Origin of the sequence: Enterobacter huaxiensis (assembly GCF_003594935.2) — a bacterium.
GTDB classification, from domain to species: Bacteria; Pseudomonadota; Gammaproteobacteria; order Enterobacterales; family Enterobacteriaceae; genus Enterobacter; species Enterobacter huaxiensis.
Genome location: NZ_CP043342.1, coordinates 3,274,735 through 3,297,585, shown reverse-complemented (window position 1 = coordinate 3,297,585; position 22,851 = coordinate 3,274,735). Strand labels below are relative to the sequence as shown.

Genomic DNA, 22,851 nt, shown 5'->3' with positions numbered 1-22,851 from the left:
AGCAAAGGGTATCTTACGCCGCTGTTTAAAGGAGAATGCCATGACTGCCCAAAAGCCGGGATTGCACCCGCGTAACCGCCACCGTAGCCGCTATGACATGAAAGCGCTGTGCCTGAGCTGCCCTCAGCTGCAGGATTTTATTGTCCAGACCCCTGCAGGCGAGCCTTCGGTTAACTTTGCCGATCCTCTGGCGGTTAAAACGCTGAACAAAGCGCTGCTGGCGCATTTTTATGGCGTGACGCACTGGGACATTCCTGAAGGCTTTCTCTGCCCGCCGGTCCCCGGCCGCGCGGACTACGTCCATCATCTTGCCGACCTTCTTGCTGAAGGGAATGAGGGCGTAGTTCCACAGCAGGCGACCATTCTGGACATCGGCACCGGGGCAAACCTGATTTACCCGCTGATTGGCGCCCATGAATACCAGTGGCGTTTTACCGGCAGCGAAATTGGCGCAGAGGCCTTCGCCAGCGCGCAGGCGATTATCAATGGAAACCCAGGCCTAACCCGATCGATCCGTTTACGTCGCCAAAAAGATGCGGGCTCAATCTTCAACGGCATTATCCACAAGAACGAACAATACGATGCCACCATGTGCAACCCGCCGTTCCATGATTCAGCCGCGGCGGCCCGCGAGGGCAGCGAGCGCAAGCGTAGAAACCTGGGTCAGGCTGAGGATGCCGCGTTGAACTTCGGCGGCCAGCAGCACGAGCTCTGGTGCGAGGGGGGTGAAGTGGCGTTTATCCTGCGGATGATTGAGGAAAGCAAGACGTTTGGCCGTCAGGTGAAATGGTTCACTACGCTGGTCTCGCGCGGGGACAACCTGCCGCCGCTGTATCGCGCGTTAACTGAAGCTGGCGCGGTGAAAGTGGTGAAAAAAGAGATGGCGCAGGGGCAGAAGCAGAGCCGCTTTATTGCCTGGTCGTTTATGGAAAACAATAAACGCCGCAAGTAGGCCATTACCCGTCTCTGACGTAGGCCGGGTAAGGCGAAGCCGCTACCCGGCATCTGCGCTATAAGGTTGGCTCCTGCGGGGGAAGCTGTGCGCTCGGCGAAGGCAGCACCTGATACGTCTGCACCGGCATCCTTACCTCTGCCAGATCAAAGTGTTTTTTCACCATGCTGTCGAGCGCAAAGCGCACCGTCCACTGCTTCAGCGGCTGGGTGGTGAACGACACGCGCAGGGTAAAGGCGGTATTGGTTAACCCGACAATTCCGGCAAACGACGGTTCACCGATGACCAGCCCGCGTATGTCGTCCATCTGCATTAACTCTTCTACCGCATCCCTCAACGCCTGCTTCGCTTTATCGGCATCCTCATGGCGATCGACATCGTAATTCGCCACCACGGAGCCAATCCCGCGCACAAAGTTGGCGAAGGTGGTAATCGATGACCACGGAATGATGTGGTATGCCCCGGTATCCTGACGCACGCCGACCGAGCGAATGGACATCCGCTCAACCGTACCCGTCAGCGGGCCGATGGTCACCAGGTCGCCCGTATTCATGCCGTTCTCAAACTGAATAAAGATGCCGGTGATAATATCCTTCACCAGCGTTTGCGAGCCGAAGGAAATGGCCAGCCCCAGCGCACCCGCACCCGCCAGCAGCGGGGCGATATTCACGCCGATTTCCGAAAGCACAATCATGATGGTGATAGTACTGATAATCACCGCCAGCGCGTTGCGGAAAAGGGTTAACAGCGTGCGCGCGCGGGCGCTCGGCAGCGGCCTGCCGTGAATGTCGGAGACCAGGCGGTTTTCGATAAGGCTCGCCAGCAGCGTCCAGCCGACGGCAGAGAAGAACAGGATCAGCGCAATGCGGATCAGGATATCAACGGTCTTCTCCCCCGCGCCGTTGTGCAGCCAGTTCCAGAAGTCAAACAGTCCCCAGGCGTTCAGCAGCAGCATAATCGCCACGCAGACCGTCAGGATACGCGCCACTTTCAGCGAGACCGACATCCAGCCGTTGACCCGTTTTTGCAGTTCCGGGTAGTTCCGCTGTACCTGCGGTGACAGCGTGACTGTTTTTGAGATCCAGCGGGAGAGCAGGCCGGAGACAAACGCCGCAATGCCAATAATCGCCAGGCTTTTGAACGTCGCCCCCATCATAAACTTCAGGCTGTTGCCCGGATCGAACAGCGAGAAGAAGCACAGCACGATGAAGTAAGCGCTTGCCAGCCAGTGCCACACCAGTGCGAAGGCGCGGATAAACAGGCTGAAGAAGGAGAGGGAGCGGTCGGCCAGATGGAGCAGGCTCTCGGTGATCGCCTTTTTATTGTGGAAAATCAGATACAGCGCCCAGACGGTAATGCAGAGCATGATCAGCACGTTTGCCAGCGCGCCAAACTGCACGTTCACCTGGTTAGATATAATCGGCACCGCAACCAGCAGGCCGTAGCCAATGAGGCCGCTAAGCACGCTTAACCGTACGGCCCAGTATTTTGCACTGTCATCTTTGATGTTGAAAGGGCGCAGCTCCGGCACGCGCGGGCAAAAGATGAGCCGCAGCAGCGCCTTAAAGAACTCGATCAGGGCAAAGGCGTTCAGAAACAGCGCCTGCTGGAAAGCGATGGTTCTGTTGCCGTCGTTGAGACGATCGGCCAGCACCTGTCCTACCGCCAGCGTCAGCGCCAGCAGCAGCAAATCGATAATAAAGGCTCCGGCGATCGTCGCGGGTAGATGCAGCCAGCTGCTTTTTTGCTGATTTTTTTTGCGCCCCCATTGCCCCATTTTGCGGTACAGCGGCCACGCACAGAGCCGCAACAGCCAGTAAAAAATAAAGACCGCGCCCGCCAGCATCAAAAACTGCGTGGCGGCCGTGGAGAAGGTTTGGGGGTTAAACGGCTTGTGCGGCGAACCTATCAGATTGCGGTACAGCTGGGCAAAGCGGGAGGAGAGTTCGTCTCCATAATGGCGGCCTATGTCGGTGACATTTTCCAGCACCGTTTTTTGTTCTTCGACTTCCGGGGGAGTAATGGTGGGCACAGGCTCCTGCGGCGGCGTTGCGGCGACTTTACGCAGTTGACCAATCAGCTCCTGCCGGGACGTATCGTTCTCAAGCACATCGGCAAGGGCGCTGTAGGCGGCTTTTTTCTGTTCGACGTCGGGTTCCGGGGGCGGCGTATTTTCTTGCGTAGCGGTGGTTCCGGTCGTGACGCCGGGGATCGCAACGGCGAGCGATGGCGCACTAAACAGGCTCAGTAACAGCAACAGGATCCACGGCACGGCGTCCTCCGGTTAAAATGTCTAACAAAATGATAAGTATAGAGGGCGGGGAGCGAAGGGGGATTTTTGGGAACAATCTGGCGTAAAAAAGCCGGGAATGCCCGGCTTCGTATTACGCGTTTTATCAGGAGACGTGCTGCAGGAACTCCTGCAGACGCTGGCTCGGCGGATTGGCGATCAGCGCCTGCGGATTACCGTCTTCGGCGATACGGCCTTTGTCGATAAAGATCAGACGGGAAGCCACTTTCTCAGCAAAGCCGATTTCGTGGGTCACGATCACCATCGTCATCCCTTCTTCGGCCAGATCCTGCATAACCTTCAGCACCTCATGACGCAGCTCTGGGTCGAGTGCCGACGTTGGCTCGTCAAACAGCATCATCTTCGGCTTAACCGCCAGCGCACGGGCAATCGCCACGCGCTGCTGTTGTCCGCCGGACAGTTCGGAAGGGTAGTGGTGCGCACGCTCCGCGAGGCCAACCTTCGCCAGCAGATCTTTCGCCAGCGCTTCGGCCGCCGCCTTGTTGGCACCGCGCACGCGCAGCGGGCCAAACATCACGTTCTCCAGCGCCGTCAGGTGCGGGAACAGGTAAAACTGCTGGAACACCATGCCGGCTTCCTGACGGATCAGACGCTCGTCCACCTTCGCGTCATTCACCTTCAGGCCATCAACAATCAGATCGCCGCTGGTTATCTCTTCCAGCTTGTTAATGCAGCGCAGCAGGGTTGACTTACCGGAACCGGAAGGCCCGATAATCACCACCACTTCACCCTGCTTTATGTTTAAATCGATATTGTGCAGCACCTGGGTTGGTCCGAAGTGCTTGGAAACGTTTTTAAATTCAATCACAGGATTTTCATCCTTCTTTCAAGACGACGCAGAACAAAGCTCAGAACCAGCGTGATGATCAGGTAGACAACGGCGACCGCACTCCAGATTTCCAGCGCGCGGAAGTTGCCAGCGATGATCTCCTGGCCCTGACGGGTCAGTTCAGCCACGCCGATAACGATAAACAGCGACGTATCTTTGATACTGATGATCCACTGGTTACCCAGCGGTGGCAGCATGCGGCGCAGCGCCAGAGGCAGGATAACGTGGCGGATCGTTTCGCGACGCGACAGCCCTAACGCCAGGCCCGCTTCGCTGAAACCTTTATGAATCGACAGAACCGCACCGCGCGTAATTTCAGCGATGTAGGCGCCTGAGTTGATCATAATGGTCACGACGGCGGCGCTGAACGGGTCAATGCGCAGGTCGTTGAAGGCCATTGGCAGGGCAAAGTAGATGAACATGACCTGCACGACAATCGGGGTGCCGCGGATCACTTCGATGAAAACCAGTGCGATGTGGTTTGCAATCCAGCCACCGTAGGTGCGGGCAAAACCGGCGACAAGGCCGATAATCAACCCGCCAACCAGACCCAGGACCGAAATCCATAAGGTCATTTTGGCGCCTTCAAGCAAGAGAGGAATGGCAGGCCAGATGGCGCTCCAGTCAAACTGCATGATGTATTCCTGTATACCGTGGTGAAAATAAAAAATTAGCCAAAGGGATGACTAAAATTGTAGGCCCGGTAAGCGCAAGCGCCACCGGGCGTTACAGCACCTGATTAATCAGGCTGAATTATTTAGGCTCGGTACCGAACCATTTTTTATAGATTTCGTTATACGTACCGTTCTCTTTCAGGGTTTTCAGCGCGCCGTTAACTTTGTTACGCAGGTCGTCGCTGCCTTTCGGGAACGCAATACCGTACTGCTGGGCTTCCAGAGAGTCGCCAACCGCTTTGAACTTGCCGTTGCCTGCAGTTTTGATGAAGTAAAGGATGTTAGGGGTGTCGTGCAGAACGGCGTCGGCACGGTTGGTGCCCAGTTCCATATACGCGTTGTCGATGTTCGGGAACTGACGCAGGTCTTTGGTTTTGATATTGGCTTTCGCGTAATCCACGGAACCCGTACCGCCTTTCACCGCGACCACTTTACCGTCGAGATCTTTTACGCTTTTTACGTCGTTGTTATCGGCTTTCACCATCACCAGCAGGCCGCTTTTGTAGTAGCCGTCAGAGAAGTCGATTGCTTTTTTACGTTCTTCGGTAATGGTGATACCCGCGAGCGCCAGGTCAACGTTTTTGGTCTGCAGAGCAGGGATAATGCCGCTGAAGTCCATTGGCTTCAGGGTGTAATCCAGTTTGAGTTCTTTTGCGACCGCAGCCCACAGATCCACGTCAAAACCAACGTACTTATCACCCTGTTTAAATTCAAACGGAACGAACGCCGTGTCAGTCGCCACAACCAGTTTGTCGGCGGCGTGAGAGGACACCGCAAAAGCCAGGGTAAGTGCAGCCAGTGAAACTTTTAATACAGACTTCATAGCATTTCCTTTTATATCCACGGGGCGATCCCCTGCGAGAACAGGTGGCACAATGAAAAAAACGTGCCAACTTTACAAGCTATTGTTTTGCAAAGGGGATGATGTAATGAGTTGCACAATAAACGTGGCAAACCTGAATTATTGCACCAGAATGGAGCACCGTTTTGGTGCGCATCGTTTAGGTCCGCTGACAGGGTGATATTTAGCGCAGATTCTGACGAAAAAACAATCTTCCATTAACCGTTGTGTGAGGTGATTATTACATTTCGTTCACTTTTGCAGGCGTGTCGGCAAAAAGTGTGCACCATAAACGTGCAAAACCCCCGCCAGAAGCGAGGGTTGGAGGGAAAATCCGTAAGGTTTATTCGATGTTAGATTCGATGAACCACAGGAATTGATCCAGGTCGCGAGAGGCGGCGGTGAAGATATCTGCGGTGTCTTCATCTTTGGCTTCACCAATCGCTTTACGCACGTCGTTTGCGACAACCGCGTAACGGTCAGCCAGCTCTTTCAGGTGGTCCTGAACGGTATGGATATCCAGCGGATAGCTTTTCAGTGGCGTTTTGCTGTTGATCACCTGCGTGGTGCCCAGCGCTACACCGCCCAGCTGAACGGCACGTTCTGCCATGGTATCAAGATGGGTAACCAGCGCCGTGCGGAAGCCATCCAGCATCTCATGAACGGCAATAAAGTTTGCACCGCGCATATTCCAGTGGGCCTGTTTGGTGATCAGCGACAGATCGATGAACTGGACCACCTGGCGATTCAGCAGCTCAATAGTCGCTTTCTTATCGCTATCCGATACATCGTTACGGGTATAAAGCAGATTAGACGCTTTCGTTTTCACCAGTTTAGCGGTACTCATAATCTCATATCCTCTTGATGTTTGTGTCCCAGGTAATTACGAAACTAAGTATAGCACCGGATTTTTTTCCTGCGGTTTGGCTCTGCCTATCGGTTTAATAGTGCGAAGGTTGTTGAAATCATAACTTATTGAAGTGTATAGATATTTGTAAAATTGATGCAGATCAATCTTAATTGTATAACCGACGCTGCCTGGCCGCGGCATATTTCGGCAATATGACAATAAAGGTAAGGAATTATTAATGACGCTGACTGGCGTGATATTCTGCACAACGATAACGCCATGCAGAATATACCTATTAACTGATATCGACCTTCTGCACTTTGGGTTCAGGGCGCATTGTCAGGGTTGAGCCCATTGACGCCGCAATGATTGAACAGAGCGCCAGCGTCTGGGTAAATGTCAGGGTCTCGCCCAGGAACACCATCCCCGAGATAGCCGCCAGAGCGGGTTCCATGCTCATCAACGTGCCGAAGATACGCGTGGGCAGGCGCGTCAGGGCAATCATCTCCAGTGAATAGGGGAGTGCCGTAGAGAGGACCGCAACCGCCAGGCCCACGGGCAGGATTGACCATTGCCAGATGGAGTCGGTGGCCTGGGCCATACCAATCGGCACAAAAATAATGGCGGCAATTAACGACCCCAGGGCCACCGTTGCCGGGCCATGCTCTTCGCCGGCGCGTTGGCCGGTAAGTATATAAACCGCCCAGCAGGCACCCGCCCCCAGCGCCAGGGCCGCCCCCGTCAGATCGATTTGCGCAACGTCCTGCCCCAGCGGTAACAGGAACCAAAGCCCGAGAACGGCTAATATTACCCAGATGAAGTCAACCGGGCGACGGGAAGAGAAAAGCGCAACCGCCAGCGGCCCCGTAAATTCGAGCGCAACGGCGATCCCGAGCGGGATGGTCTGAATGGAGAGATAGAACATATAGTTCATCCCGCCCAGCGCCAGCCCGTAAAAGAGCAGCGGGAGCCGTTGCTCTTTTTTGAAGCGCAGACGCCAGGGCTTGAAGATGACCACGAGGATCAGAGTACCGAGTGCGATACGCAGCGCCGTAACGCCCGGTGCACCTACTACAGGAAAAAGTGATTTTGCCAGCGATGCGCCACTTTGTATCGACAACATGGCGATCAGTATTACTGCAACCGGCATCCAGACCGACGTTTTGCGGGATAACCCAGGCATCCTTTCTCCTGTCAATTTTTGTCAAATAGGGTAAAAGCCGCAGTGTAATGGAAATATGCCGCCGCGGTTGAGCTACTGTTGAAAAAAAACCAGGGAAAATCCGTAAAATGAGGAAAGGTTGATGGTTTTATCGCCTGAAAGATTAGGAATAATCTGGATGAATGAAACGGCAATCGCGAGCAAAATTGGCGTTTTAATGTGGAAATTCTAAGTTATTTGAATAAGATAGCGTGCGGCGGAAACGTTCTGTTACAGGAAAGATTCCGTTAGACATTACGAATGACAAAGAGTTTCACAAGATTTTTTGATATATTTATAACTTACGGATTTACTTGAAGCACATTTGAGGTGGTTATGAAAAAAATTGCATGTCTTTCAGCACTGGCCGCTGTTCTGGCTGTTTCCGCAGGTACCGCTGTAGCTGCGACTTCTACCGTTACCGGTGGTTACGCACAGAGCGACTATCAGGGCGTAATGAACAAAGCTAACGGTTTCAACCTGAAGTACCGTTACGAGCAGGATAACAACCCGCTGGGCGTGATCGGTTCTTTCACCTACACCGAAAAAGATAATTTCGAAAACGGTGCTTACAACAAAGGTCAGTACTACGGTATCACCGCTGGTCCAGCTTACCGTCTGAACGACTGGGCAAGCATCTACGGTGTTGTAGGTGTTGGCTACGGTAAATTCCAGCAGACCGAAAACGAATCTGCTAACCGTACTGCAAGCAACAGCGACTACGGCTTCTCCTACGGCGCTGGTCTGCAGTTCAACCCAATCGAAAACGTTGCTCTGGACTTCTCCTATGAGCAGAGCCGTATCCGCAACGTTGACGTTGGCACCTGGATCGCGGGCGTAGGTTACCGCTTCTAATCACTTCGGTGAGCCAGTAAAAAATCCGCCCAATGTGGCGGATTTTTTTTGTTTTGTACCCTCTCCCCGTGGGCTGATGAATCCCCAGTAATTTTTTAAACTGGAAGCGATTTACGTTTTATCAGGAAAATTAATTAATTACAGCGACACTCTGGTCCGGCTGTAAATCGCTGAGGCGTTTCCTGCAGGCCGGGGCGAGGCGCATGGATGCGCCGAGAGGGCGGGCTTTACAGGGACGTTTCCTCCGCCCGTACCCAATAAGCCGGAAGGAATAAGCTGAAGGTATCGCGAAGCGGCGATTTACCGCCGGGAGCCCGGGTCGCCAGGGTGGTGGCGATTGAGCCACCCTGGCACGTTCACCGGTCATGTCGTGACAGAGTAGCTAGGAACATAAAGTGAACGGAATGATCACCGGAGTCGTATGTTCCCCCTCACCCCAGCCCTCTCCCTCAAGGGAGAGGGGGACGTCCGTGCAGACATTATTTTGTGGGAGAGGGCCAGGATGAGGGCATCAGACCGCACGAGACGGAAGAGATTACTTACTCTTAATATCAAAAATGTCCGTGCCCAGATGGTTATAGTCAACTTTCTGTAACTTGAAGTTGGTAATGTAAACTGAGGGTGCTTTCTTATTTGAGACAAACGGGTAGGCATTTTTTATCTGCTCTGCCGCAATCCCCGTCCACTGCGAAAAGAACGTCAGGAAATCATTCGCCGAACGACGCGCCTTGATGATTCGATGCTTCTTGTCATCGCTCGACAGCACCATAAACGGAACCTGGAAGTTCTGCTGGAACTTGTCATCGTGTGCCAGGTACTGTACCTCTTTACCACGCTCCTTAAACGCCAGCCCATGATCCGAGAAGTAGACCATCGAGAAGCTGTCGCCGGTATTGCGCAGCTGTGCGTAGAGCTTGCTGAGCAGGTCGTCCGTTTGCGTCATGGTGTAGAGATAGCAGGATGTCTCCTTCGACTGCACAAACTCGGCGTATTTACCCTGCGTACGATCGCACGCCTGCGGATGTGACCCCATCAGATGCAGGACAATCAGCTGCGGCTGGGTGCGCTGGGTAGCAAAGACCTGCGCGGTCATCTTTAACAGGGCTTCATCTTTAGTATTTTTGTCGGCTTCGAAATCGCCGCTTTTCAAAAACTGCACCTCATCGGCACGCTTCGCGATGCTGGCGATAGCGGTATCATATTCGCCGATCTGCCCCTGATTCGAGAACCACCAGGTCTGGAAACCGGCGCGGTTGGCGAGCGTAACGAAGTTATCCTGATACTGCGGTTTGCCGTCGACCACGCGGTTCAGCGTCAGGCCGAGTGACTTTTGCGTTGACCCGCTGGCCGCGACGTAGTCGGTAAACAGCGTGCCGTTGACCGAGCTGGCAAACGGGGTGTTATCCCAATGCCCGCCAAACGCGCCCAGCGCATCGCGGCGTGCGCTTTCACCGATGACCACCACGTAGGTGTGGTACTTCGGCTTTACGGCCAGTACGTTCCAGGTATCTTTCATAGTGGAAAGCTCGGCCATGCGCGTCTGCTCGTCGAGCACTTCCGCGTTATTGACCACCACGTCCTTCACAAAGCGGAACACCGGATAGCCGGTATCTTTCAGCTTAAATACGCCACCCCAGGCCAGGTTTTGCACCGGCGTAACGAAAAAGGTGACGACGCTGAAGGCCAGACAAAGGCTTTCGATTCTGCCCCACGCTTTTTTCTCGGACGGCTTACGGCGAACCGCGATCGCGCCCAGCGCAAAAATGAAGAGTCCGACCACGTAGTTGTACCACGGGAAAATCGTCAGGATCTCCGTCGACTCTTCCATATTGGTCGAGTGCAGCGCCAGCAGGGTATTAAAGTTTGGCGAGCCGTAGGCCTGACCAAACGGAAAATAGAAGGCTGCGACCAGTGAACAGACCCCGATTAACACTTTTTGCGCGCGCGGCGCGCTCCGCCACAGCAGATGAAGAATACAGGTGAAGGCGACGGCATAAAGCAGGCTAAACGGATAGCCAAGCGCAAAGTTAATCAGCAGAGATTGCAGAAAGTAAAATCCCGTCCACGGGCTTAAGGCCCGGCGGCGGGTAACAAGTGTGTCTTTCAGGGTTACGTTCATAGGCAACTATCGTGAAAACGCCATGTGCTCACCCTGGCGCCAAGGGTCAAAGCCTGCCTGACAGTGCGTGGAGAGGGAATGAGGGTCCGCTTCAGCGAGCCGCAAAGGGTGCAGGGCTGCAAGAAGATAGAGCGAGCGGGTAATAAGGTCAACAGTTGCTAAACAGATGTTTTGCGAAGGGGGCTGCAAATCCGTAAAAAAGATCGGGAATAGGGCGGCAAAAAGCCAGTTTACACGGGGATTGTGACGGAAAAATGAAGCGGCGTACCGCGACGCCGCTTAGTGGGAAGGTTTGTCGTCCTGGTGCGGTTTGTGGGTAAACATGTCGCACAGCATGTTTAACAGCTTTAAGCGTACCTGGAAAGGAGAGTGGGTAAACACGTTCATACACCTCTTGAATTCGTTCATATGACCTCCTGAAGTTTGATCCCTTCGATCCGTGAAGGGTGACTGCATTACATACAGATATAGCACAGGCTATATTGTATAGCTATGGCTAATTCGTTAATTTTTTGTGCTTGTAGAGCTATGGTTTACACTGTGCGCTCCGTTACAGGACGCTGGAAGCGTCACCCCCATTGAGGAAGCACAATGAACCGTCGCGCAGGTAAGCCAACAACAAAAAAAACGACGCAACTGGTGAATGTTGAAGAGCATGTTGAAGGGTTCCGCCAGGTGCGGGAAGCGCACCGCCGGGAGCTAATTGATGACTACGTCGAGCTGATCTCCGATTTGATTCGCGAAGTGGGCGAAGCGCGTCAGGTCGACATGGCTGCCCGGCTGGGCGTGTCCCAGCCAACGGTTGCCAAAATGTTAAAACGTCTGGCGACGGTGGGCCTGATCGAAATGATCCCCTGGCGCGGCGTGTTTCTGACGGCAGAAGGCGAAAAGCTGGCGCAGGAGAGCCGCGAGCGTCATCAGATCGTGGAAAACTTTTTACTGGTGCTGGGCGTCAGCCAGGATATTGCCCGCCGGGACGCGGAAGGCATGGAGCACCACGTCAGCGAAGAGACGCTGGTGAAGTTCCGCGAGTTCACCCTTAAATACGGACCCGGTGCAGAATGACGATCCCCGGACTGCAGGCGCTGGCCCGCGATCGTTTCTTTCATCTCTTATTGCTTGTTGGCGCAGGGTTAAGCTTCTTTGTGCCGTTTGCCCCTCACGCCTGGCCTGCGGCCATTGACTGGCGCACCATTATTACCCTGAGCGGCTTAATGATGCTGACCAAAGGGGTGGAGCTGAGCGGCTACTTTGACGTGCTGGGGCGCAAGATGGTGCGCCGCTTTGCCACCGAGCGCAGGCTCTCCCTCTTTATGGTCTTTTCTGCAGCGGTGCTGTCGACCTTTCTGACTAACGATGTGGCGCTGTTTATCATCGTGCCGCTAACGCTTACGCTGCGTAAGCTTTGCGAAATACCCGTTACCCGCCTCATTATCTTTGAAGCGCTGGCGGTTAACGCGGGTTCACTGTTAACCCCCATCGGTAACCCGCAAAACATTCTGCTCTGGGGACGCTCCGGGCTGTCGTTTGCCGCCTTTACCTGGCAGATGGCTCCGCTGGCGCTGGTGATGACGGTGTCCCTGCTGGTGGTCTGCTGGTTTGCCTTCCCGGATAAAAAGCTGCAGTACCACAGCGGAACCGCGGGCCCGCAGTGGCAGCCACGGCTGGTCTGGAGCTGTCTGGCGCTGTACATCGTTTTCCTGATTGCACTGGAGATGAAGTTTGAGCTGGCGGGCGTACTGCTGGTTGCTGCCGGGTTTCTAGTGCTGGCAAGGCGCGTGCTGGTGAGCGTGGACTGGACGCTGCTGCTGGTCTTTATGGCAATGTTTATCGATGTGCATTTGCTCATCCAGCTTCCCGCGCTGCAGAACGTTCTGCATAACGTGAGTGGCCTGTCTCAGCCGGGGCTGTGGCTGACGGCAATTGGCCTCTCGCAGGTTATCAGCAACGTACCTTCTACTATCCTGCTCCTCAACTACGTTCCCCCTGATACGCTCCTTGCGTGGGCGGTAAACGTCGGCGGCTTTGGGCTGCTGCCCGGCTCGCTGGCGAACCTCATTGCCCTGCGCATGGCCAACGACCGCCGCATCTGGTGGCGGTTCCATTTGTGGTCGGTCCCGATGCTTGCCTGGGCCGCCGCGATCGGATTCGGACTATTCCTTCTCATATAGTGCGCTATTTGTCAGTTTATCCTGGCAAATGTATAGCAACGTCCTAGCTTTAGTGAACGGCATAGTGTGATGCCGCTCACTGACAGGACCGTTGCTGAACTATGGCTGAAGATCAAAACCCGCCTGCTGACGAGCAGGAAAACAACAATAACGCGCGCAAGCGTCCGGGCAAAAAACCGTTAATTATCCTCGGCATTGTCGTGGTCGTGATGGTGGTTGTGGCGCTCGTCTGGTGGCTGTTGACCCGCAACCAGGAGACCACGGACGACGCCTTTACCGACGGCGACGTGGTCACGATTGCCCCCAAAGCCGCGGGCTACGTGACCGAACTTCACGTGCGCGATAACCAACGCGTGAAAAAGGGCGACCTGCTGGTCGTTATCGATCCCCGAGACAGCACCGCCCAGCGCGATCAGGCTCAGGCCCAGCTGGGACTGGCGGTTGCTCAGCTGCACCAGGCGCAGGCGCAGCTGGCGCTCTCGAAGGTGCAATATCCCGCCCAGCGCGACGAGGCTAAAGCCCAGGTGCTGAAAGCCCAGGCGGATATGGCGAACGCGCAGGCGGAGTACCGCCGTCAGCGCGGCGTCGACCCGCGCGCGACCACGCAGCAAAGTATCGATTCCGCAAATGCCCAGCTGCGCAGCGCCCAGGCCGGGCTGGCCAGCGCGCAGGCGCAGCTGGAGGTGGCGGAGCAGGTTCAGCTGCAGATCCGCCAGCAGGAGACAAATGTTGAAGCGCGCGAACGGCAGGTCGATCAGGCTAAAGCCCAGCTTGAAACCGCAAACCTGAACCTCTCTTATACCGAAGTTCGCGCCCCGTTCGACGGCTTTGTCACCAAACGCAACGTCCAGCCCGGGACGCTGGTGCAGGCGGGATCGGCGCTGTTCTCGCTGGTTTCCCCGAACGTGTGGGTGGTTGCGAACTTCAAAGAGTCGCAGCTTGAACGCATGAAGCCGGGTAACAAGGTAACGGTCTCGGTCGATGCCTGGCCGGATATGGAGCTTGAAGGCCATATCGACAGCATCCAGCAGGGCAGCGGCTCGCGCTTCTCCGCGTTTCCGTCAGAGAACGCCACCGGCAACTTTGTGAAGATCGTTCAGCGCGTGCCGGTGAAAATCGTGATTGATAAAGGCCTGGATCCGAACCAACCGCTGCCGCTGGGGCTGTCCGTTGAGCCGAAGGTCACGCTCGAATGACGGACCACAGCCACGACAGCTGGAAGCCTGCCAGCAACCCGTGGGCGGTGGCTATCGTGGTCACGCTGGCGGTATTTATGGAGATCCTCGATACCACTATCGTTAACGTGGCGCTACCGCACGTCGCGGGGTCGCTCTCGGCCAGCTACGACGAATCCACCTGGGTATTGACCAGCTACCTGGTGGCGAACGGCATCGTGCTGCCCATCTCTGCCTTCCTTAGCCGACTGTTTGGCCGCAAGCAGTTCTTCCTGATCTGCATCGTGATGTTCACCATCTGCTCGTTCCTGTGCGGTATTGCTACCGAGCTGTGGCAGATCATCCTGTTTCGCGTGATGCAGGGCTTCTTTGGCGGCGGGCTACAGCCGACGCAGCAGTCGGTGCTGCTCGACTACTTTAAGCCCGAGGACAGGGGCAAAGCCTTCGGCCTCTCATCGATTGCCATTATCGTTGCGCCGGTCCTTGGGCCAACCCTAGGCGGCTGGATCACCGATAACTATTCCTGGCGCTGGGTGTTCTTCATCAACATTCCGGTGGGGATTGTGACGGTGCTGGCGATCTACAATCTGCTGGAAGATCCGCCTTGGGAGAGCAAATCAAAAGAGAAGCTCTCCGTCGACTGGACGGGGATCGGCCTGATCGCCCTCGGCCTGGGCTGCCTGCAGGTGATGCTTGACCGCGGGGAAGACGAAGACTGGTTCAACTCTGACTTTACCCGCACCTTCGCCGTGCTGACGCTTATCGGCATTATCGGCGCCATTTACTGGCTGATGTACGCCAAAAAGCCGGTGGTGGATCTGCACTGTATGAAGGACCGCAACTTCGCGATCTCCAGCCTGCTGATGGCGGGGATGGCGATGATCCTCTACGGCAGCTCGGTGGTGATCCCGCAGCTGGCGCAGCAGGATTTAGGCTATACCGCCACCTGGTCCGGGCTGGTGCTTTCGCCCGGGGCGGTGCTGATTGTGTTGACCATTCCGCTGGTGCTGAAGCTGATGCCGGTGGTGCAGACGCGCTGGATAATCGCCTTTGGCTTTACCTGCCTGGCGGTGTCGTTCTTCTGGTCCCGCACGCTGACGCCGGATATCGACTTCGAAACGCTGGTGCTGTTCCGCAGCGCGCAGTCGATTGGGCTGGGGTTCCTGTTTGTGCCGCTGACCACCATTGCCTTTATCTCGATACCGAGGCGTCTCAATGCCGATGCGGCGGCGCTGTTTACCATGTTCCGCAACGTGGCGGGTTCGATTGGGATTTCGCTCTCGACGGCGGCGATAACCGAACGCTCGCAGGCGCACAGCGCCCATCTGGCGTACCACGCCTCGCCGTTTAACGAGCAGTTCCAGCTGGCGATTCGCGAAAGCGCCCAGGCGATTCAAAATTTCACCACCCAGGTGGGTGACCCTACGGGAATTGCCACCGGGCGCATGTACCAGACCATGATCGAGCAGTCGCGCTTCCTGGCCTACATCGACGTTTTCACCCTCCTGAGCGCGGTGGCCTTCTTACTGATTCCGTTTTGTTTGTTGCTCTCGCCGGTTAAGAGCGAGGGGAGTGCAGGAGCACATTGATGATACACAGACGTTTACACCCCCTGATGATAATGATGCTGCTGGTGGGCTGCGCCGTGGGGCCAGACTACCAGCAGCCCGCACCACCTGCCGCTTCGCACTGGAACGACAGGGGCGACGGCGAGGTGAAGTCGAAAACAACCTCAGCCGCAACCAACCCGCGCTGGTGGAAAACCTTCGGCTCGCCGCAGCTCGACAGCCTGGTTGAACGCGCCATCGCCGGGAATTTGTCCCTGCAGCAAACGGTGCTGCGCATCGCCGGGGCGCGCGAACAGATAAATCAGGCCGGCGGGGCCTTTTACCCGTCGGTGAACGGCAATCTGCAGGCGACGCGTCAGCAGCTCGGGCTGGAAGGGGAGCTAAAATCCCACGGCGTCTATGACCAGCTGGATAGCGTCGACCCTGAACTCAAAGGGGCGTTAGGGCCGCTGACGCAGCCGATAAACCTCTACCAGGGCAGCTTCGACGCCCAGTGGGAAATTGACCTGTGGGGCAAGGTACGCCGCCAGGTGGAAGCCGCCGAAGCGCAGCAGAAAGCGGCGATAGAGCAGCGTAACGATGCCCTGGTGTCGCTGGAGGCCGAAGTCGCGCGCGCGTGGCTCCAGCTGCGCGGCGCCCAGAGCATTATCGCCACGCTCAACACCCAGATTGAAAGCGCCCAGCAGACGCTGGATCTCACGGAAAGCCGCCAGCGCGGCGGGCTGTCTCCGCAGATGGACGTGGAAAACGCCCGCGCGCAGCTGGGCAATCTTGAAGCGCAGCTCCCGCAGTATCAGGCGCAGGAGCGGCAGGCGATGAACGGCCTGGCGATCCTGCTTGGCAAACCGCCGGACGCGCTGGATGCGGAGCTGCAGACGGTTAAGCCGATGCCAGCCTTACCGGATATCGTGCAAACGGGGATCCCGTCGACGCTGGCGCGCCGTCGTCCGGACGTGCGCGAGGCCGAGGCGAACCTTCATGCCGCCACGGCGCAGATTGGCGTCTCGGTGGCGGAGCTGTTCCCGAGCTTCACCCTCTCCGGGCAGTTTGGCCTGCGCAACAGTGAAACTAACTGGCTGACCGACTGGAGCAGCCATTTCTACAGCTTCGGCCCGCAGGTCTCCATTCCCATCTTCCAGGGCGGCCGGCTGGTCTCCAGCGTCAAGGTGGCGCGCGCGCAGCAGGGCGCGGCGGTGCTGGACTATCGCCAGACGGTGCTGACGGCGCTCGGGGATGTGGAAAACGCGCTGGTGAGCTATCGAACCGACCAGCAGCGCGAAGCGGGTCTGGCAAAAACCATCGACGCGCTGCAAAACGCATTCGACCTGGCAAGCGACAGCTACCGGCAGGGGATCGCCAGCTTTATCGACGTGCTGGACGCCCAGCGGCAGCTGGCGCAGGCCCAGCAGCAGCGCGCGCAGGCGCAGGTGCAAAGCGCCCTCGACCTGGTGGCGCTTTACAAGGCGCTCGGCGGCGGCTGGGAGCCGTATCAGCAGGTGCAGCTCCCGGACTACAAGGTCTTTGGCGACGCTCCGCGCGGATGACGATTCAGAGGATTGGGCAAGAAACGGACAGGAACGCCACATTCGCGATGGCTGAGGGGCGGGTATAACTAACGGACACCCAATCGACATGTGAGGAAAACGTTATGCGTTATCAAAAACTGGGCAATACCGGACTGTTTGTTTCTGAACTCTGCCTTGGCACCATGACCTTCGGCGGCGAGGGCGGCATGTGGGGTAAGATTGGCCAGCTTCAGCAAAACGAAGCCGAGCAGCTGGTGGGCCGCGCGCTGGACGCGGGCATCAACTTCATCGACACCGCCGACGTCTATTCGGAAGGGCGCTCGGAGGCGATCCTCGGGCAGGCGCTGAAAAACCTGAACGTCCCGCGCGAAAACGTGGTGGTCGCCACCAAGGTGTTCGGCGAAACGGGCACCGCAGGGGTCAACTCGCGCGGCAGCTCGCGCTATCACATTATCAGCAGCGTGAAGGAGAGCCTGCGCCGCCTGCAGCTGGATCATATCGATCTCTATCAGCTCCACGGCTTCGACCCCGCGACACCCATCGAAGAGACGCTCTATGCGCTGGATAACCTGGTGCAGCACGGCCACGTGCGCTACATCGGCGTTTCCAACTGGGCGGCCTGGCAGATAGCCAAAGCGTTGGGCATTTCGGAGCGTCTGGGGCTGGCGCGTTTTGCCTCGCTGCAGGCGTACTACACCATCGCCGGGCGCGACCTGGAGCGCGAGCTGGTGCCGATGATGCAGAGCGAGGGCGTTGGGCTAATGGTCTGGAGCCCGCTGGCAGGGGGACTGCTGAGCGGGAAATATGGCCGTGACGGCACGAGCGAAACCGGAGGCCGCCGTCTGGAGTTCGACTTCCCGCCGGTGAATAAAGATCGCGCCTTCGACAGCGTGGACGTGATGCGCGTGATTGCCGAGAGCAAAGGCGTCTCCGTCGCGCAGATCGCGCTGGCGTGGCTGCTGCATCAGAAAGCCGTCACCAGCGTCATTATTGGGGCGAAGCGCGTCGATCAGCTGGATGACAATATTGCCGCAACCGGGGTCCGCTTAAGCGAGGACGAGCTTAAGCAGCTTGATGCGGTGAGCGCGCTGCCGCGGGAGTATCCGGGGTGGATGCTTGAGCGGCAGGGGGAATATCGCCGTAACCAGCTCGCGCAGCAGTAACCTTCCTCTTCCCCGGTGGCGCTTCGCTTACCGGGGCTACTATCTCTGGTCATTATTTCAACCCACCTCACAAAAAACGATCCTTCTCTTTGATTGATTTTTCATCTCGATCTATATGACTATTCATGAAATTTAAATGACTAGTCATATAGGGAGCGAACATGAACCATGCATTGCCAGCCAACTTTTTATGGGGCAACTCGGTATCCAGCATGCAGACGGAAGGCGCCTGGAATGAGGGTGGAAAAGGGATGTCGGTGTATGACATTCGCGAAGCCGGAGAAAACATCTCCGACTGGAAAGTGGCGACCGACTCCTACCACCGCTATCGGGAAGATTTTGACCTGATGCAGGATCTGGGCATGAACTGCTACCGCTTCCAGATTTCCTGGAGCCGCGTCTGCCCGCAGGGTGACGGCGATTTCAACGACGAAGGCATCGCGTTTTACGACCGCTTTATCGACGATCTCATCGCCCGCGGCATCGAGCCGATGATCTGCCTTTACCACTTTGATATGCCGCTGGCGCTGGCGCAGGAGTACAACGGGTTTAACGATCGTCGCGTGATGGAGGCCTTTATCCGCTACGGCAAAAAGATGATCGACTGCTTTGGCGACCGCGTGAAGTACTGGCTGACCTTCAACGAGCAGAACATTTTCCACATGCCGGAAGCGTTCCGCATTTCCGGCTACATGAAGGGCGAGAAAACCCTGCGCGAGCTGTACGAGCTGCAGCATCACACCATGGTCGCGCATATGGCGCTGACCGAGTATCTGCACCAGACCAAACCGGGCCAGCTGATGGGCGGGATGCTGGCGCACCAGCTGATCTACCCGGCTACGTGTAAACCGCGCGATATCTTCTGCGCCCAGCAGTATGACGAGTTCCTCAACCAGAACCTGCTGCGCGTCTTCGCAGGCCAGGGCTACAGCCCGGCGGTAATGGCGGTAGTTGAGCAGGAAGGCTTTGGTGATATCTACCGCGCCGAGGATTTAGCGCTTCTCGCGCGTACCAAAAACGACTACATGGCCTTCAGCTACTACGCCAGCAAAACGCTGGACAGCGATGCGATTCCCGAAAGCACTCCGGTTAACTATTACCTGCTGCACGGCGAGAAAAACAACCCATTCCTGAAGGCCACCGAATGGAACTGGCAGATTGACCCGCTGGGTTTCCGCACCATCATCACCCGCTATGCCAACGACTGGCGTCTGCCGGTATTCCCTATCGAAAACGGCATTGGAGTGATTGAGTCCTGGGACGGCGTTAACCCGATAGAGGACACCTACCGCATCGACTACCACCGGGCGCATATCGAGGCGATGAAAGCGGCCATATTTGAGGACGGCGCTGAGGTCATCGGCTATCTCGGCTGGGGCCTGATCGACATTCTCAGCTCGCAGGGCGACATGCGCAAGCGCTACGGCGTGGTCTATGTCAACCGTGAGAACCACGACCTGAAAGACCTGAAGCGCGTGCCGAAGAAAAGCTACGCGTGGTTAAAACAGGCTATTCATACCAACGGACGCGAGATGTAAGCCGTACGCTGCCGGGCCGTTTTTGTGACTGATTGATGGGAACTATCCGCTATGTCTGAAGCAAAAATAACACCGAACATGCAGTCCTTTGTTGATAAATTTGTCGAGTTCTCGGCGCGCCTGGCTAACCAGGTGCACCTGCGCTCCCTGCGCGACGCGTTTGCCACGGTGATGCCGATTTTCATCCTCGCCGGCCTGGCGGTACTGGTCAATAACGTGGTGTTTCCGTGGGTGCTGGAAGGTGACACGCTGACGCAGTTTAAGGCCTGGGGCGAGGCGATCATCAACGGCACGCTGAATATCGCCGCGCTGCTGCTGGCCCCGATGATTGCCTGGTCGCTGGCGCGCAACAAAGACTTCAACAATCCGGTCTCGGCAGTGGTTATTGCCGTCAGCAGCTTTATTATCATGATGCCGATGCGCCTGCAGCTGACGCCCGTCGGCAGTGAGACGACGGTGAACGTGACGCAGGTGCTGACGTTTGCCAATATCGGCTCCACCGGGATTTTTGCCGGAGTGCTGATTGGCCTGCTCTCGACGGAGCTGTTTATCGCCATTTCGCGGCTCAGGGCGCTGCACATTTCGCTCGGGGAGAACGTGCCTCCGGCGGTGAGTCAGTCCTTTACCGCGCTGATCCCAACTATCCTCACGCTCTCTCTCTTCGCGGTGCTGGCAGCACTGCTGGCGAACGTGCTGCATACGGATCTGATCCACCTTATTACGACCTTTATCCAGCAGCCGCTGCGGCTGATCAACACCAGCCTGCCGGGCACGATTTTCATCTACAGCTTCGGTAACTTCTTGTTCACGCTCGGTATTCATCAGTCAGTCGTCAACAGCGTGGTGCTGGAGCCGTTTCTGCTGATCAACACCAACGAGAACATGCTGGCCTTCGCCAACGGCCAGCCAATTCCGCACATCATCAATAACATCTTCGTGCCGACGTTCGGCATGGTGGGCGGGACGGGCAGCACTATCTCATTGCTGATCGCTATCTTTCTCTTCTCCCGACAGAAGTCGGCGAAGCAGGTCGCGCGCCTGTCGCTGGCGCCCGGCTTGTTCAACATCAACGAGCCGGTGATCTTTGGCCTGCCCATCGTCTTTAACCTGCCGCTGATGATCCCGTTTGTGCTGCTGCCCGCTATCGGCATTTACTTCGCGTGGCTCTGCACCACGCTGGGGTTAATGTCGCGCTGCGTGGTGATGATCCCCTGGACAACGCCGCCGATCCTGAGCGCCTGGCTGGCGACGGCGGGGGACTGGCGGGCGGTGGTGGTGCAGTTGGCAATCATCGTATTTGGTGTATTCTTCTACCTGCCTTTCCTCAAGATTGCCGAGAGAGTGGCGTTGAAAAACAGCGGGATAGAAAACTAATCAGAAGGGAAGGACGATGGCGGCGAAGTACATCACCATAGCGCGGGAAATTAAAAAACGCATTATCAGCCAGCAGTATGCCGCCAATGAAACCCTGCCGGACCAGTTCGCGCTGGCTGCAGAGTTCAACACCAGCCGGATGACCATTCAGCAGGCCATGCGCCAGCTGATTGTCGAAGGGCTGGTCTATACCCGTCAGGGGCAGGGAACGTTTATTCGCAAAAACTTCCTGCAGCTCTCGCAGTGGGATCTCTCAGGCAGCGACTACTTTGGCGCCACGAAAACCTGGGAGCACCTTGGAACGGTGACCAGCCAGGTGGTCCATTTTGAACTGCGCTTCCCAAACGAGAAAGAGCAGGCGTCGCTGATGCTGAACGCCGATGCGCCCATCTATGACTTTATTCGTCTGCGCCTGCTAAACGGCGAGCCAATGTCGCTGGACTCAACGGTGATGCCGCTCAATCTGGTGCCCGGCCTGAACAAAAGCCATCTTGAAAGCTCGGTGTTCCAGTACGTGCAGGAGACGCTGGGGCTGAAGATTATGGGCTCGTATCGGGTGGTGCGCGCGTTAAAGCCGAACGCGCTGGACATGCAGCACTTAGTCTGTGAACAGACGGATCCGGTGCTGGAGGTGGAGCAGGTGATCTATCTTGAAGACGGCACGCCGCTGGAGTACGCCCACTGCCACTATCGCTACGATCACGGTGGCATCGTGATCGTGAATAACGGATAAAAAAAAAGCGGGCTTCGAAGCCCGCTTTTTTGTGCGTTGCGTTATTAGTTCAAACGCACCGGCATACCGGAACGGTTCTGAACGGCCTGGTCAACAACGGTAGTTTCAACGTCAGCCTGAGACGTCACGGCCTGTACCGCGCTGTTCAGGTTGATTGGCACGATTTCGTTGTTGTTGATCTGGTCTTCGCTGGTGGACAGCGGGTTGTGCACTTCGATGTAACGGCTACCGTCCGGCTCGGAGGTTGCTTTCACCGGTTCGTTGATGAACTGGACGCGCGTACCGACCGGCACGTTATCGAACAGGAACTTGATGTCTTCGTTACGCAGACGCACGCAGCCGTGGCTTACGCGCAGGCCGATGCCGAAGTTGGCGTTAGTGCCGTGGATTGCGTACAGACGGCCAATGTACAGCGCGTACAGGCCCATTGGGTTGTCCGGGCCTGCTGGCACAACGGCTGGCAGCGGTTCGCCCGCCGCGATGTACTCAGCGTGCATTTTGGCTGTAGGGGTCCAGGTTGGGCCGGCTTTCTTACGCTCAACTTTGGTAGTCCAGTTCAGCGGGGTGTCTTTGCCCAGCTGGCCGATGCCGATTGGCAGCACGATCACGGTATTGGTGCCTTTCGGGTAGTAGTACAGGCGCATTTCGGCGCTGTTGATCACGATACCTTCATGGACGGTGTCCGGCAGGATCAGCTGCTGCGGGATGTTCAGCACGGTACCGGCTTTTGGCAGGTACGGGTCAACGCCCGGGTTTGCTTCCAGCATGTTTGACAGGCCAAGCTGGTACTGTGCGGCAAAATATTCCAGCGGCTGAGAGTTACCTTCCGGCACAATCACCACCTGATTTTCACCCACCAGACGGCTACCGTCTGTCGGCAGAGGATAAGTTACCGCAGACGCGGTGTTACAAAAACCTACTACGGCTAACGCCGCCGCAAAAAGCGTTGTTAATTTCATGTTCATGTTATG

At 56.6% G+C, this 22,851-nt stretch carries 20 protein-coding genes; 11 read left to right on the top strand and 9 right to left on the bottom strand.

The window, feature by feature from the left end; translation table 11 throughout:
* The first annotated feature begins 40 nt into the window (after positions 1 to 40).
* Positions 41 to 952 carry a 23S rRNA (adenine(1618)-N(6))-methyltransferase RlmF gene (gene rlmF, locus D5067_RS15750; RefSeq protein ID WP_167456765.1) on the top strand — a complete coding sequence of 304 codons (912 nt, stop codon included), beginning with the start codon at positions 41 to 43 and terminating at the stop codon, positions 950 to 952.
* Between the two features lie 58 nt (positions 953 to 1,010).
* On the opposite strand, the gene ybiO is transcribed toward rlmF, so the two are convergent.
* From ybiO to rhtA, 6 genes are all read right to left on the bottom strand, one after another.
* Positions 1,011 to 3,224, bottom strand: coding sequence for a mechanosensitive channel protein (gene ybiO / locus D5067_RS15745; protein ID WP_119934979.1), 2,214 nt, complete (start codon positions 3,222 to 3,224; stop codon positions 1,011 to 1,013).
* A 124-nt stretch (positions 3,225 to 3,348) separates the two neighbouring features.
* Complete coding sequence (glnQ, locus tag D5067_RS15740; protein ID WP_119934978.1) at positions 3,349 to 4,071, bottom strand: glutamine ABC transporter ATP-binding protein GlnQ; 723 nt, start codon at positions 4,069 to 4,071, stop codon at positions 3,349 to 3,351.
* Positions 4,068 to 4,727 carry a glutamine ABC transporter permease GlnP gene (gene glnP / locus D5067_RS15735; protein WP_010428919.1) on the bottom strand — a complete coding sequence of 220 codons (660 nt, stop codon included), beginning with the start codon at positions 4,725 to 4,727 and terminating at the stop codon, positions 4,068 to 4,070. The genes glnQ and glnP overlap by 4 nt, the downstream gene beginning before the upstream one ends.
* Positions 4,728 to 4,845: 118 nt before the next feature.
* Positions 4,846 to 5,589 carry a glutamine ABC transporter substrate-binding protein GlnH gene (gene glnH / locus D5067_RS15730; RefSeq protein ID WP_119934977.1) on the bottom strand — a complete coding sequence of 248 codons (744 nt, stop codon included), beginning with the start codon at positions 5,587 to 5,589 and terminating at the stop codon, positions 4,846 to 4,848.
* 361 nt (positions 5,590 to 5,950) lie between these two features.
* A complete protein-coding gene (gene dps / locus D5067_RS15725) occupies positions 5,951 to 6,454 on the bottom strand; it encodes a DNA starvation/stationary phase protection protein Dps (protein ID WP_119934975.1) in 504 nt (167 codons plus the stop codon).
* A 298-nt stretch (positions 6,455 to 6,752) separates the two neighbouring features.
* Complete coding sequence (rhtA, locus tag D5067_RS15720; RefSeq protein WP_119934974.1) at positions 6,753 to 7,640, bottom strand: threonine/homoserine exporter RhtA; 888 nt, start codon at positions 7,638 to 7,640, stop codon at positions 6,753 to 6,755.
* A gap of 354 nt (positions 7,641 to 7,994) precedes the next feature.
* On the opposite strand from rhtA, the gene ompX reads away from it, so the two are divergent.
* Entirely contained in the window at positions 7,995 to 8,513 is a 519-nt protein-coding gene (gene ompX, locus D5067_RS15715) for an outer membrane protein OmpX (RefSeq protein WP_119934973.1), read from the top strand.
* A 535-nt stretch (positions 8,514 to 9,048) separates the two neighbouring features.
* On the opposite strand, the gene D5067_RS15710 is transcribed toward ompX, so the two are convergent.
* Positions 9,049 to 10,632, bottom strand: coding sequence for a phosphoethanolamine transferase (locus tag D5067_RS15710; protein WP_119934971.1), 1,584 nt, complete (start codon positions 10,630 to 10,632; stop codon positions 9,049 to 9,051).
* A 279-nt stretch (positions 10,633 to 10,911) separates the two neighbouring features.
* Entirely contained in the window at positions 10,912 to 11,040 is a 129-nt protein-coding gene (mntS, locus tag D5067_RS15705; RefSeq protein ID WP_119934970.1) for a manganase accumulation protein MntS, read from the bottom strand.
* Positions 11,041 to 11,223: 183 nt separating this feature from the next.
* Here mntS and mntR point away from each other — a divergent pair, with 183 nt between their 5' ends.
* From mntR to D5067_RS15660, 9 genes are all read left to right on the top strand, one after another.
* Positions 11,224 to 11,697 (top strand): manganese-binding transcriptional regulator MntR, encoded by a 474-nt coding sequence (gene mntR / locus D5067_RS15700; protein WP_119934969.1) that lies wholly within the window; start codon positions 11,224 to 11,226, stop codon positions 11,695 to 11,697.
* Complete coding sequence (locus D5067_RS15695) at positions 11,694 to 12,803, top strand: anion transporter (RefSeq protein ID WP_119934968.1); 1,110 nt, start codon at positions 11,694 to 11,696, stop codon at positions 12,801 to 12,803. Before mntR ends, D5067_RS15695 begins: the two co-directional genes overlap by 4 nt.
* 101 nt (positions 12,804 to 12,904) lie before the next feature.
* A complete protein-coding gene (locus tag D5067_RS15690; protein WP_119934967.1) occupies positions 12,905 to 13,999 on the top strand; it encodes an HlyD family secretion protein in 1,095 nt (364 codons plus the stop codon).
* Positions 13,996 to 15,567, top strand: coding sequence for a DHA2 family efflux MFS transporter permease subunit (locus D5067_RS15685; RefSeq protein WP_119934966.1), 1,572 nt, complete (start codon positions 13,996 to 13,998; stop codon positions 15,565 to 15,567). Before D5067_RS15690 ends, D5067_RS15685 begins: the two co-directional genes overlap by 4 nt.
* Positions 15,567 to 17,090: an efflux transporter outer membrane subunit gene (locus tag D5067_RS15680; protein WP_119934965.1), complete on the top strand. Its 1,524-nt coding sequence runs from the start codon at positions 15,567 to 15,569 to the stop codon at positions 17,088 to 17,090. Before D5067_RS15685 ends, D5067_RS15680 begins: the two co-directional genes overlap by 1 nt.
* A gap of 104 nt (positions 17,091 to 17,194) precedes the next feature.
* On the top strand, positions 17,195 to 18,235 hold the full coding sequence (locus D5067_RS15675) for an aldo/keto reductase (RefSeq protein ID WP_119934964.1): 1,041 nt from the start codon (positions 17,195 to 17,197) through the stop codon (positions 18,233 to 18,235).
* 161 nt (positions 18,236 to 18,396) lie between these two features.
* The gene (locus tag D5067_RS15670) at positions 18,397 to 19,773 is read left to right on the top strand and encodes a glycoside hydrolase family 1 protein (RefSeq protein WP_119934963.1); all 1,377 of its coding nucleotides are present in this window, start codon (positions 18,397 to 18,399) and stop codon (positions 19,771 to 19,773) included.
* 51 nt (positions 19,774 to 19,824) lie between these two features.
* On the top strand, positions 19,825 to 21,147 hold the full coding sequence (locus tag D5067_RS15665) for a PTS sugar transporter subunit IIC (protein WP_119934962.1): 1,323 nt from the start codon (positions 19,825 to 19,827) through the stop codon (positions 21,145 to 21,147).
* 16 nt (positions 21,148 to 21,163) lie between these two features.
* Positions 21,164 to 21,880 (top strand): GntR family transcriptional regulator, encoded by a 717-nt coding sequence (locus tag D5067_RS15660; protein ID WP_119934961.1) that lies wholly within the window; start codon positions 21,164 to 21,166, stop codon positions 21,878 to 21,880.
* Positions 21,881 to 21,924: 44 nt separating this feature from the next.
* On the opposite strand, the gene ldtB is transcribed toward D5067_RS15660, so the two are convergent.
* On the bottom strand, positions 21,925 to 22,845 hold the full coding sequence (ldtB, locus tag D5067_RS15655) for a L,D-transpeptidase (RefSeq protein WP_119934960.1): 921 nt from the start codon (positions 22,843 to 22,845) through the stop codon (positions 21,925 to 21,927).
* Positions 22,846 to 22,851 lie beyond the last annotated feature (6 nt).